15 protein-coding genes and 1 pseudogene are annotated in these 10,284 nt (G+C 66.0%); 10 read left to right on the top strand and 6 right to left on the bottom strand.

From position 1 onward, the window contains the following. Window positions 1-394, top strand: a 394-nt coding sequence (locus A5698_RS07660) for a helix-turn-helix transcriptional regulator (RefSeq protein ID WP_156670648.1), incomplete at its 5' end; no start/stop codon positions are given. Here the strand turns inward: A5698_RS07660 and A5698_RS07665 are convergent. Further along, entirely contained in the window at window positions 395-1,135 is a 741-nt protein-coding gene (locus tag A5698_RS07665) for an STAS domain-containing protein (protein ID WP_084792322.1), read from the bottom strand. It lies immediately after the preceding gene. Window positions 1,136-1,176: 41 nt separating this feature from the next. Then, window positions 1,177-2,043, bottom strand: a complete 867-nt coding sequence (locus A5698_RS07670) for an LLM class flavin-dependent oxidoreductase (protein WP_068295213.1) — start codon at window positions 2,041-2,043, stop codon at window positions 1,177-1,179. 66 nt (window positions 2,044-2,109) lie between these two features. Here A5698_RS07670 and A5698_RS07675 point away from each other — a divergent pair, with 66 nt between their 5' ends. After that, a complete protein-coding gene (locus tag A5698_RS07675) occupies window positions 2,110-2,376 on the top strand; it encodes a DUF4235 domain-containing protein (protein ID WP_067081821.1) in 267 nt (88 codons plus the stop codon). A gap of 29 nt (window positions 2,377-2,405) precedes the next feature. Here the strand turns inward: A5698_RS07675 and A5698_RS07680 are convergent, their stop codons facing one another. Both A5698_RS07680 and A5698_RS07685 read right to left on the bottom strand, forming a co-directional pair. After that, the gene (locus A5698_RS07680) at window positions 2,406-2,678 is read right to left on the bottom strand and encodes a DUF4873 domain-containing protein (RefSeq protein ID WP_197506702.1); all 273 of its coding nucleotides are present in this window, start codon (window positions 2,676-2,678) and stop codon (window positions 2,406-2,408) included. Then, the gene (locus A5698_RS07685) at window positions 2,675-3,577 is read right to left on the bottom strand and encodes an AurF N-oxygenase family protein (protein WP_068295225.1); all 903 of its coding nucleotides are present in this window, start codon (window positions 3,575-3,577) and stop codon (window positions 2,675-2,677) included. The genes A5698_RS07680 and A5698_RS07685 overlap by 4 nt, the downstream gene beginning before the upstream one ends. A gap of 128 nt (window positions 3,578-3,705) precedes the next feature. Here A5698_RS07685 and A5698_RS07690 point away from each other — a divergent pair, with 128 nt between their 5' ends. Both A5698_RS07690 and cobF read left to right on the top strand, forming a co-directional pair. Next, the gene (locus A5698_RS07690; RefSeq protein WP_068295228.1) at window positions 3,706-4,758 is read left to right on the top strand and encodes a YihY/virulence factor BrkB family protein; all 1,053 of its coding nucleotides are present in this window, start codon (window positions 3,706-3,708) and stop codon (window positions 4,756-4,758) included. 16 nt (window positions 4,759-4,774) lie between these two features. Further along, entirely contained in the window at window positions 4,775-5,560 is a 786-nt protein-coding gene (cobF, locus tag A5698_RS07695; RefSeq protein WP_068295230.1) for a precorrin-6A synthase (deacetylating), read from the top strand. A gap of 31 nt (window positions 5,561-5,591) precedes the next feature. On the opposite strand, the gene A5698_RS07700 is transcribed toward cobF, so the two are convergent. Further along, a complete protein-coding gene (locus A5698_RS07700) occupies window positions 5,592-6,065 on the bottom strand; it encodes a nucleoside deaminase (protein ID WP_068295235.1) in 474 nt (157 codons plus the stop codon). A gap of 40 nt (window positions 6,066-6,105) precedes the next feature. Between A5698_RS07700 and A5698_RS07705 the strand changes: the two genes are divergently transcribed. The 3 genes and pseudogenes from A5698_RS07705 (at window position 6,106) to A5698_RS29345 (ending at window position 7,378) form a co-directional block, all read left to right on the top strand. Next, entirely contained in the window at window positions 6,106-6,498 is a 393-nt protein-coding gene (locus A5698_RS07705) for a phage holin family protein (RefSeq protein WP_068295237.1), read from the top strand. Window positions 6,499-6,514: 16 nt separating this feature from the next. Beyond that, window positions 6,515-6,757: pseudogene (locus A5698_RS29340) on the top strand (DNA-formamidopyrimidine glycosylase family protein); the annotation flags it as partial. A 153-nt stretch (window positions 6,758-6,910) separates the two neighbouring features. Further along, on the top strand, window positions 6,911-7,378 hold the full coding sequence (locus A5698_RS29345) for a zinc finger domain-containing protein (RefSeq protein ID WP_231967336.1): 468 nt from the start codon (window positions 6,911-6,913) through the stop codon (window positions 7,376-7,378). Here A5698_RS29345 and A5698_RS07715 read toward each other — a convergent pair. Beyond that, window positions 7,371-7,937: a chorismate mutase gene (locus A5698_RS07715; protein ID WP_084792318.1), complete on the bottom strand. Its 567-nt coding sequence runs from the start codon at window positions 7,935-7,937 to the stop codon at window positions 7,371-7,373. The genes A5698_RS29345 and A5698_RS07715 overlap by 8 nt on opposite strands. Window positions 7,938-7,978: 41 nt before the next feature. On the opposite strand from A5698_RS07715, the gene A5698_RS07720 reads away from it, so the two are divergent. The 3 genes from A5698_RS07720 to A5698_RS27890 all read left to right on the top strand — a co-directional run bounded on the left by A5698_RS07720 (window position 7,979) and on the right by A5698_RS27890 (window position 10,228). Further along, entirely contained in the window at window positions 7,979-8,728 is a 750-nt protein-coding gene (locus A5698_RS07720) for an SDR family oxidoreductase (protein ID WP_068295238.1), read from the top strand. 64 nt (window positions 8,729-8,792) lie between these two features. Beyond that, the gene (locus A5698_RS07725; RefSeq protein WP_068295242.1) at window positions 8,793-9,782 is read left to right on the top strand and encodes an NAD-dependent epimerase/dehydratase family protein; all 990 of its coding nucleotides are present in this window, start codon (window positions 8,793-8,795) and stop codon (window positions 9,780-9,782) included. 68 nt (window positions 9,783-9,850) lie between these two features. After that, window positions 9,851-10,228: a hypothetical protein gene (locus tag A5698_RS27890; protein ID WP_084792319.1), complete on the top strand. Its 378-nt coding sequence runs from the start codon at window positions 9,851-9,853 to the stop codon at window positions 10,226-10,228. Window positions 10,229-10,284: the final 56 nt, after the last annotated feature.

Genomic DNA, 10,284 nt, shown 5'->3' on the forward strand with positions numbered 1-10,284 from the left:
AGCGGTCACGCTCGAAACTTTCCCCAACACGGCGACGGCGTGTCCGAGTTTGCATCTCCGCGGCGAAAGTCAGCCGGTTCTACTGCGGCGCGCGATCGAGTTCATGGAGGCGAACGTGCACAACGACATCGCGCTGGCCGATATCGCTGAAGCCGTCCATGTGACACCGAGAGCGGTCCAGTACATGTTCCGGCGCCACCTCGCCACGACCCCGCTCCAGCATCTGCGCAGGATGCGGTTGAACCACGCGCACCAGGAACTATTGGCGGCTATCAACGGCCAGACCGTCACTGAGATCGCGGCACGCTGGGGCTTTGCCCACACCGGACGGTTCGCGGTCCTCTACCGCCAGACCTACGGACAGAGCCCGCACGTCACCCTGAGCAGTGCTTGATCAGGGAAGGGCGTTCTCCGGCCCCATCAGTGCCCACACCGTCTTGCCCGAACTGGTCACCGCGTTGCCCCAGCATCGACAGAGGGCGGCGACGATGAACAACCCGGTCGGGCTCGCAGCGGCGGTGGCGGCTTCCCGAAGCACGGCGGGGTCATGGCTTCCGTCGGTGACCGCGATCGCGATCGTCGCCCCATGGCATTCGACCCGCAGTTCCGGCTGACTGTCCGTGTGGCGCAGCACGTTCTCAACAAGGGTGGTCGCCACGACATTCGCCGTCGGGATCATCCGGGTGCGTGACCAAGCGGTCAGCCACTGAGTGGTCAGCTCGCGTGAACGTTGCAGGCTCGCCAGCGCTGCGGGCAACTCGGCACGCGCCCGCCTACGCGTCGGTAATCGGCGGTCGATCTCCGCTACTTCAAATGCGGCGTCGAGGTCGGCGAACAACGGCACATGGCGGGTGACACTGGTGCGGTTGATCACGGCTCGAGTCGACGCATCGGAGCACACCAGGAAGAGCGGCACACCGGGCCACCGCTCGACATGCCACCGGGCGCTGCTGAATACGGTCCAGGCCGAGCCGGCCGGTGCATCCACGCCGGAGACGTCGATCAGAACCGCGTGCGGTTCCTCCAGCGCTGCCTGAACGATCTGGTTGCGGAGTTCGCAGTAATTGTTGCTGTCGACCACGCCGCTGATGGTCAGCACCACTGCCGACCCGCGAATGGTTCGCGACACCTCCATCGACTGCATTGCGCCGTCGATTACCCGAATCGGCGGCGGGATCACACTTTCGCGATGACGTTTTCCGCGAACTTCTCCAGGTGGCGGATCTTGCGGTCGAGCGGTTCGGTGTCGGGGCCTGTGATGTAGGGGACCCGGAATCCGACGATCACGTCGGTGACGCCCTTGTCCTCGAGCCGCTTGATGCCGTCGGGCGTGTAGGCGTCCGCCGAGATCACATGAATCTCGAATGGTGCGTCGCGGCTCTCTTGCTCGCGAAACTGCTTGAGCTGTTTGAGGAGTCGGTCCAACTCTTCTGCATCACCGCCGCCGTGCATCCAGCCGTCGTTGCGCGCCGCGCGCCTGAGCGCGGCGTCGGCGTGGCCGCCGACGAGGATCGGAATCGGTTCGGTGGGCGCCGGCGTCATCTTCGTTTTGGGGATGTCGTAGAACTCGCCGTGGAACTCGAAGTACTCGCCGGTCGTCAGGCCCTTGATGATCTCGATGCACTCGTCCATCCGCTTACCCCGCTTGGCGAACGGCACGTCCATCAGTTCGTAGTCCTCCGGCCACGGACTGGTGCCGACGCCCAAACCGAGGCGATTACCGAACAGCGCCGCCAGCGAGCCCGCCTGTTTGGCCACCAGGGCCGGTGGCCGAATGGGTAGCTTGAGGACGAAAAAGTTGAACCGCAGCGTCGTGGTGACCGCGCTCAGCGCACCGGCGAGCACGAACGCCTCGATGAACGCCTTGCCGTCGAGGAATTCGCGGCTACCGTCCGGGGTGTAGGGGTACTTCGAGTCCGACTCGAACGGATACGCGACGCTGTCGGCGATCGTCATCGCGTGATACCCGGCCGCCTCCGCGGCTTGCGCCAGGGGGATGTAGTACGTCGGGTCGGTCATGGCTTCGGCATAGGTGAACCGCACCGGGTGATAATAGAACGTGTTCTAGTTCGGGGTTTGAGCATTGGCGCATCGGGAATCTCGTTCGCCGTGAGTGCGGCCAAGACGATTTACAAGCCCCTGTCGATCGCCAGCAGCGTTGCCGGCGGGATGATCGCCGGCCAGATCTTCCAGCAGATCTGGCAGCGCATCAGCCCGGACGATGAAGAGCCGGATCCAAAGGACCTCAGCCGCTCGACGCGCGAGGTGTTCATCGCTGCCGCGATCCAGGGGTTGCTCGCCGGCGTGGTTCGGGCAGCGCTGGCCCGCGGGCAGGCCAAGGGGTTCGCGGCGCTGACCGACGAAGATCTGGACTAGCCGAGACGAACTCCGGGTCAATCGGAGAGCTAGCCGCCGAGCGGGTACGGCGGCGCGCCGACGCCCGCGACGCAGTGCGTGCCCCAAGGCGTCACCTCGGTCAGGTGGCCCTCTGCGGAGTGGTGGCCGATCGAGATGTGCACGGGTTGGGGCAGGCGCACATCGGATGTCAGATCGAAAACCATGCCACGCCAGTGGTATCTGCCGTCGATCGGGTCGACGTGGCCGACGAGACGCACTCGGACGCCGTGGTCGGTGTCGTGCACCCGGAGCGCGGCGACCCCGTCGTACATGTCACTCATCGCGGTAGGAAACCGCTGCGTCGCCACATCCGGCGGGCGATCGGCCCCATCAGCCCGACTTCTTCGAGGAAGGCGGCCAGCGGCGCGAAACCCGTCACCTGCGTCTCGAGGCGGTGTGGACTGCGGCGCGCGATGCGGCGCGTGGACCGGGGGTTCAACCCGACGCGGCTGTACTGCACCTTGTTGGTGAACAGGAAGCGGAAGAAGTAGCCGCCGAGACCGTTGATGTTGGACAGCACGAACTTCGGTAGGGGTCGCATGTGCGGGACCCGCTTGCGCAATCCGTCACGAGCGAACTGGATGTGCCGTGCTTCTTCGGTGACGTGAATCCGCATGAGTCGGTGCACGATCGGTTGCAGCTCGTCGTCGTCCATCATCTGGCGCTGTAGCGAGTCGAAGATCTCCTCGCCGATCAGTGCGGCCACCCACAGTGCCGCGCCCTGGAAGACGAACGGCAGCGCGTTGATGATCACGCGCTGATACCACTTGGGCCATATGGGCTTTACGCCGACACGCTCGATCGCCTTACCGAACATCACCATGTGTCGGGTTTCGTCGCCCAGTTCGGTGAGCTCGTAGTGGGTCGCGCTGGCGGTGGGATCCTGATGCATCATCCTGCGCAGCAACGACTGGTTGAGGATGTTCTCGAACCAGATCCCTGCCGACAGCGTGTTGACCAGTTCCTGGCGGGAGAGTTCGATCTGCTGCTCGCGACTCATCGCGTCCCACAGCGAGGTTCCGTACAGCGAGACGACCTTCGGGGGGAGGAAGAACTTGTCCGGGTCCAGCGGCGCGTCCCAGTCGATGTCGACCACGGGCGCGTACGACTTCTTCACCGAGCCACGCAGCAGGCGCTCGGAGAACTCGGCACGGCTGGGGTGCAGCGTCGGGTTGGTCATCGTTGACGTCCCTTCGGTGACGGTCCTCCCAAAATAGGCAGCCGTCGGCGCTCTAGTCAATACCTCCGGTACCGCATACTTGCGGTACCGGTCGCGTTTGGCGGCGGTGCCCCGGGGTACCGGGGGGTATGCGCACCGACGAGGTCGACACGTCAACGGAGGCCCCCGACCCTGACGATCCCCGCAAACCGGAGTCGCCGACCGACCTCACCCGGCCCTCGCTGATCTACGCCTTGCGTAAGGCCCTCCGGGAGTTCCAGAGCGATCAATGCACGGACCTGGCCGCGGCGCTGACGTATTACGCGGTGCTGTCGATCTTCCCCGCGCTCGTGGTCATGGTGTCGTTGCTCGGCGTCTTCGGACAGGGCCGGCGCACGGTCGACGCGCTGCTCGACATCGCGGGCGATGTCGCACCGGCGTCCTCGTTGGACAGCCTGCGCCCGACCGTCGAGCAACTCGTCAACTCGCCGACGGCCGGGTTCGCGTTGGTGGTGGGCATCGTCGGCGCGCTCTGGTCGGCCTCGGGTTACGTCGGGGCGTTCGGTCGCGCGATGAACCGCATTTACGAGATCGACGAGGGCCGGCCGGTGTGGAAGCTGCGGCCGGTGCAGCTGCTGTTGACGTTGGTCGGCCTGGTGATGGCGGCCGCGGTGGTGTTCCTGCTGGCGATCAGTGGCCCGGCGGCACGAGCGATCGGCGATGCGATCGGGTTGGGCGACGCGGGCGTCACAACGTGGAATGTGCTGCGGTGGCCGCTGATCCTGCTGTTCGTCGTGGCGGCGGTCGCGATCCTCTACTACGTCACGCCCAACGTCCAACAACCGAAGTTCCGCTGGATCAGCGGCGGCGCCGCGCTCGCGATCGTCGTGTGGATCCTCGCGTCGGTCGTGTTCGGGCTCTATGTCGCCAACTTCGGCAGCTACAACAAGACTTACGGCGCGCTGGCGGGCGTCATCGTGTTTCTGCTGTGGCTGTGGATCACCAACCTCGCGCTGCTGTTCGGCGCGGAAGTCGACGCCGAGGTCGAGCGCGGCCGTCAGCTGCAGGCCGGTCTGCCCGCCGAACACGAGCTGCAGCTGCCCATGAAGGACGACCACAACATTCGCAAGGAGCAGGCCGCCGAGAAGAAGGACGTCAAACGCGCCAGGCGACTACGTCTGTCCCGCGGCCGCAAACACTGAAGGCATACTCGCGGGCGTGACCCGTCGAATTCACGTCATCGGTATCGGTGCCGGCGACCCTGACCACGTGACGGCGCAGGCGGTGGCGGCCCTCAACGACACACAGGTGTTCTTCGCGATGGACAAGGGGTCCCGCACGCGAGGAGGACAAAGTGCAGAAGCGAAAGACGACCTGATCGCGCTGCGACGGCACATCTGCGAGCGGTTCATCCGCGAGCCCCGGTACCGGTTCGTGGAACTTCGCGACCCGCCGAGGGTCAGGGAGGCATCGGACGGGCCCGCTTACCGGCAGGCGGTCGCCGACTGGCATGCCGCGCGGGCGCGGGTGTGGGCCGAGGCGATCGAGAACGAGCTCGCGCCCGACGGCGTCGGCGCATTCCTCGCGTGGGGCGACCCCTCGCTGTACGACAGCACGTTGCGCATCCTCGACACGGTCGCGAACCACGTCGACATCGCCTACGACGTCATCCCCGGCATCACCGCGATTCAGGCGCTCACCGCGCGACATCGCATACCGCTCAACGACGTCGGCGAACCGGTGCTGATCACCACTGGCAGGCAGCTGCGTGACATTGGGCTGGCCGGCAGCGCGGTCGTGATGCTCGACGCCGACTGCTCGTTCCTGGCGTGCCCGCCGGAGACCCGCATCTGGTGGGGTGCGTATCTCGGTACGCCCGACGAGCTGCTGATGTCGGGCACCGTGGGCGACGTCGGCCAGGAGATCGCCAGGGTGCGCGCCGATGCGCGGACGCGGCACGGCTGGATCATGGACACCTATCTGCTGCGCGCTTTGGACGGTTGATCGCACGCACCAGATGCGTGAAATCGACCTCTCAGGTGGACTGCGGGTTCCGCTGCATCCACAGTCGGTAGACGTCGATGGCGCTGTCCTCGGGCTGATAGCGCATCGGTAGTCGCCTTTGTTCCCAGCTCTTGGCGAACTCGTCGTAGAAGGTGTTGAGCTCGAAGTACTTTCGATCGTCGACGTAGTAGCGCGCATAGTCGTCGCGGGTGGTCAGGAAGATCACCTCGTCGGGGGAGCAGTAATACAGCGAGCCCAGGCACATCGGGCAGGGGTGGGCGAGAACATAGATCGTCGTGCCGACCAGATGCTCGGTGCCGAGCTTCGTGCACGCCTTTCGGATCGCGAGGATCTCGGCGTGTGCGGTCGGATCATGGGTCTGGGCAACCTGATTGGCGCTCTCGGCGAGCACCTCCCCGTCCTTGGCGATGACCGTCGCGAACGGGCGCCCGCCCTCTTCGACGTTTCGCCGTGCGAGATCCACGGTGCGCTGAACGAAATCCACGGCTGCCCTCCCGGTGCGTCGACTGGTTTAGGCTAATGCGATGTCGTTCCTCTTGCGGGCCGCTTTGACCGGCTTCGGGCTGTGGGTGGTGACACTCGTCGTTCCCGGGATCAGGTTCGTGGGCGCCGAGTCGCGACTGCAGGAAGTCGGCATCATCTTCGTGGTCGCGGTGATCTTCGGTGTGGTCAACGCGATCATCAAGCCGATCGTGCAGATACTCTCGATCCCGCTCTACATCGTCACCCTCGGCCTCATCCACATCGTGATCAACGCGTTGATGTTGTGGATCACGTCGCAAATCACCGAGCACACCACGCACTGGGGGTTGTTCATCGACGACTTCTGGTGGACGGCGATCTGGGCCGCGATCGTGCTGTCGATCGTGAGTTGGCTGATGTCGGTGCTCACCGGCGGTGCCGCACGACGGAATTGACCGGCACACTGGAGGCATGCCCGAACTACCCGAAGTCGAAGCGCTCGCCGACCACCTGCGCCGCCACGCCGTCGGTCAGACCGTGGGTCGCATCGACGTCTCGGCGTTCTCGGTGCTCAAGACGTTCGACCCGGCGATCACGGCGTTGCACGGCCAGACCGTCACCGATGCCAACCGCTGGGGCAAGTACCTCGGCATGCAGGCCGGCGACCTGCACCTGATCACCCATCTGTCGCGCGCGGGGTGGTTGCGCTGGTCGGACAAGCTGGCGGCGGCCCCGCTGAAGCCGGGTAAGGGGCCGATCGCGCTGCGCGTTCACCTCGGGACCCCGGGCGCCGGTGCGGGCTTCGACCTCACCGAGGCCGGCACGCAGAAGCGGCTCGCGGTGTGGGTGGTCGACGACCCGACGAAGGTGCCCGGTATCGCGGCGCTGGGGCCCGACGCGCTGTCGCTGGGACCCGACGACCTCGCAGGGGTGCTCGCGGGTAACAGCGGCCGGATCAAGACGGTGATCACCGATCAGAAGGTCATCGCGGGCATCGGCAACGCCTACAGCGACGAGATCCTCCACGTCGCGCGGATCTCCCCGTTCGCGACGGCGGCCAAGCTGACCGATGCGCAGCTGTCGGCACTGCACGACGCGATGATCGGAGTGCTCAGCGACGCGGTGACACGCTCGGTCGGTCAGCAGGCCGCGACGCTGAAGGGGGAGAAGCGGTCCGGCCTGCGCGTGCACGCCCGAACCGGCCTGCCCTGCCCCGTCTGCGGAGACACCGTGCGCGAGGTGTCGTTCGCGGACAAGTCGTTTCAGTACTGCCCGACGTGTCAGACGGGCGGCAAGGTGCTCGCCGATCGGCGGCTGTCGCGGCTGCTCAAGTGATCCGGCAATAGGAGCGGGTGGCAGCCGACAGCGCGTGCCGGTAGAGCGGGTCGAGCTGGCGGGCGGTGGCAACGGCGTCGATCGCGTTGTTGAGCTCGAACATGCAGCTCGGTGCGTGCAGCGAATCCCACTGTCGCGCAATCTCGTCGACCATGGCCTTATTGAGCTCGTCGATCTGCGAACGCGACACCGACAGGTCGGGGGCCGTATTGGGGGCGGTGGCGGGGTCGAATTTCCACTGGCCGAATCGGGTGTACTCGACGCCCTCGGTGGCCGCGATCTGATCGGTGAAGATCGCCCGGACATAGCCCTGGTCGATCCCGCGCGCGGAGGCGTCGGCGGCTACGGCGTCCAACACCGCTTCGGCGCGCTGACGGTCCGTGATCGATCCGCCGTTGACCCACTTGGCCGCCGCGACGGCGTCGGCGGTGGCCAGCCGCTGCGACGCGGTGTCGACGAGCCGGTACAGCGGCGAGGCGGGTTGTCCGGCGGCGACCCCCTGAGAGAGGGCGACGAACAAGGCCACGAGCAGGAAGGTAGCGCTGCGCACAAGAACCATGTGGTCATTCTGACGGCGATTCCCTCGCTTAGTCTGTCGGGGTGACCCGGCAGAAGATCTTGATCACCGGTGCGAGCTCCGGACTGGGCGCCGGAATGGCCCGTGCGTTCGCCGCGAAGGGCCGCGACCTCGCGCTGTGCGCACGGCGTGTCGACCGCCTCGACGAACTTAAGGCCGAGTTGCTCGAGCGCCATCCCGGTATCAATGTGGCCGTCGCAGCCCTCGACGTCAACGACCACGAGCAGGTGCCGAAGGTGTTCGCCGAACTCTCCGACGAACTCGGCGGTATCGACCGCATCATCGTGAACGCCGGTGTCGGCAAGGGCGCGCCGCTCGGGTCCGGCAAACTGTGGGCGAACAAGGCCACCATCGAAACGAATCTCGTTGCGGCGCTGATCCAGATCGAGACCGCGCTCCAGATGTTCAAGAAGGCCGGCGGGGGCCATCTGGTGCTTGTCTCGTCGGTTCTCGGAAACAAGGGCGTGCCGGGCGTAAAGGCCGCGTACGCCGCGAGCAAGGCCGGGGTTTCGTCGCTGGGGGAGTCGTTGCGCGCGGAGTACGCGCGTGGGCCGATCAAGGTCACGGTGCTCGAGCCGGGGTACATCGAAACCGAGATGACGGCGAAGTCGGCGTCCACGATGTTGATGGTGGACAACGAAACCGGCGTGCGGGCGCTGGTCGGCGTGATCGAACGCGAAAGTGGTCGTGCGGCGGTGCCGTGGTGGCCGTGGGCGCCGTTGGTCCGCGTGATGCGGGTATTGCCGCCGCGACTGATGAAGCCGTTCGCGTAGAGCTTCCGTGTAGAGGCAGGCGCCTCGGGGTAATCCGCAGCGCTAGTTGCTACGGGAGGTTTAAATGAGGGTGCTGTTGACCGGGGGTACCGGTTTCGTCGGGGCGTGGACGGCAAAGGCCGTGGCCGAAGCAGGTCATCAGGTGAGGTTCCTGGTACGCGATCCGGCACGACTGGAGACGAGCGCCGCGAAGATCGGCGTCGCGACCGACGACTATGCTGTCGGCGACATCGCCGATGCCGAGTCGACAGCCGCGGCGATGGACGGCTGTGATGCTGTAATCCATTCCGCGGCAATGGTTTCAGTCGATCCGCGACAAGCCGACAAAATGCTGCGGACCAACCTCGACGGTGCTCACAACGTGCTCGGTGTCGCGGCCGAGCGCGGACTCGACCCGATCATCCACGTCTCGAGCTTCACGGCGCTGTTCAACCCCGACTGCGACGTGCTGCACGCAGACCTTCCGGTCGTGGGCGGCACCGACGGCTACGGGAAATCCAAAGCGGAGGTGGAGAAATACGCGCGCGGCCTTCAAGAGAAGGGCGCGCCCGTGAGCATCACGTACCCGGGCATGGTGCTCGGTCCGCCGGCGGGAAACCAGTTCGGCGAAGCGGCAGAAGGCGTTCAGGCCGCGGTTCAGATGCGCGGTGTGCCGGGCCGAGGGGCGGCGTGGGTCGTGGTCGATGTCCGAGACTTGGCGGCCTTACACGCCGCGCTGCTCGAGCCCGGCAAGGGCCCACGCCGATACATGGCTGGCGGCAAACGAGTTCCGATCGCTGACCTTGCGACGATGATCGGGAAGGCGGCGAACACGACGCTGCGGGTGTATCCGATACCGGACACGGTGTTGCGCAACATCGGAAGGGTCGTCGATGTGGTCGGACCGTTCCTACCGTTCGACGCACCGGTGACCGCGGCGGCGATGCAGTACTACACGCAGATGCCGTCTTCCGACGACTCGCCGAGCGAGACCGAACTGGGCATCACATACCGCGATCCGCAGGAAACGCTGGCGGACACCGTTTCCGGGCTGAAACAGGTGGGCCGGTTGTGACGGTTGCCTCACGTCGCGCAGAAAGTTTGAAGGTTTCAGTAAATCGCTGACGTGGTAGCCCTCAGAACATGAACGTGAAACTGACGACGATGATGCCCCTGTTGTTCTCGGGTGCCGCGGCAGTTGCGATCGCCGTTGCGCCGGTGGCCGGCGCGCAGCCGGCGCCCCCGCCCTGTCTGAACGCCGATGGCACCCCATGTGCCGGTATCGGCAACATCGACGCCTCTCCTGGCGGCGGTGCCGACGTGAACGTCCCCGGCGGCCCGCAGGGTACCGCTGATGGTGGCGGCGCCCAGGGCGTAATCCCTGGTGGCCCTGGTGGTTCGGCCGGTCCCGGCGGCGCGAGCGGTGCGCTGGCTCCGAACGGACCCGGTGGCACAGCCGGACCCGGCGGCGCGAGTGGATGCCTGCCGAACGTCGGCTGCATCAACATCCCCGCCCCGTAATCACTAGCTAGCTACATCTAGCGCCCAGCCACGCGGCGCACGCTCACCGGGAGCTG

This window comes from Mycobacterium sp. E136 (genome assembly GCF_001666865.1).
Taxonomy (GTDB): domain Bacteria; phylum Actinomycetota; class Actinomycetes; order Mycobacteriales; family Mycobacteriaceae; genus Mycobacterium.

Coding starts and splice junctions, on each gene's coding strand:
- A5698_RS07715 (WP_084792318.1), bottom strand. CDS start 7,937: ATGGTTCTTGTGCGCAGCGCTACCTTCCTGCTCGTGGCCTTGTTCGTC.
- A5698_RS07680 (WP_197506702.1), bottom strand. CDS start 2,678: ATGAGTGACATGTACGACGGGGTCGCCGCGCTCCGGGTGCACGACACC.
- A5698_RS07725 (WP_068295242.1), top strand. CDS start 8,793: ATGAGGGTGCTGTTGACCGGGGGTACCGGTTTCGTCGGGGCGTGGACG.
- A5698_RS07705 (WP_068295237.1), top strand. CDS start 6,106: ATGTCGTTCCTCTTGCGGGCCGCTTTGACCGGCTTCGGGCTGTGGGTG.
- A5698_RS27890 (WP_084792319.1), top strand. CDS start 9,851: ATGAACGTGAAACTGACGACGATGATGCCCCTGTTGTTCTCGGGTGCC.
- A5698_RS07690 (WP_068295228.1), top strand. CDS start 3,706: ATGCGCACCGACGAGGTCGACACGTCAACGGAGGCCCCCGACCCTGAC.
- A5698_RS07685 (WP_068295225.1), bottom strand. CDS start 3,577: ATGACCAACCCGACGCTGCACCCCAGCCGTGCCGAGTTCTCCGAGCGC.
- A5698_RS07665 (WP_084792322.1), bottom strand. CDS start 1,135: ATGGAGGTGTCGCGAACCATTCGCGGGTCGGCAGTGGTGCTGACCATC.